1 protein-coding gene is annotated in these 303 nt (G+C 58.1%); it reads left to right on the top strand.

Going from position 1 to position 303, the window contains the following annotated elements; translation table 11 throughout:
- Window positions 1–303: YDG domain-containing protein (locus tag HY29_RS19500; RefSeq protein WP_034799899.1), on the top strand; the 303-nt coding region annotated here is incomplete at both ends.

The raw sequence follows: 303 nt of genomic DNA, 5'->3' as shown, positions 1-303 counted from the left end.
TCGCGTCCGATCTGGCTGGTGGTACCGTGGCTCTGGATCCAAATACCGAGTACCGTGTTCTGACGCTCACGAACATCTCTGTGGTGGACCGCCCCTATGACGGGACGACACGTGTCGAGCTGACGGGCGCTCAGTTGGACAATGCCGTCGCGTCCGATCTGGCTGGTGGTACCGTGGCCCTGGATTCAAGTACCGAATACGGTGTGATGTCGGACAAGAATGCCCGCGCGAATAAATTGTTGACGGCGCAATATGAGCTGACGGGCGCGGATCAGGACAATTATATCCTGACCCTGCCGACAG

Origin of the sequence: Hyphomonas beringensis (genome assembly GCF_000682755.1) — a bacterium.
Lineage (GTDB): Bacteria > Pseudomonadota > Alphaproteobacteria > Caulobacterales > Hyphomonadaceae > Hyphomonas > Hyphomonas beringensis.
Note: the sequence above shows the minus strand (reverse complement) of the source record. Positions and strands in the feature narration are given on the sequence as shown.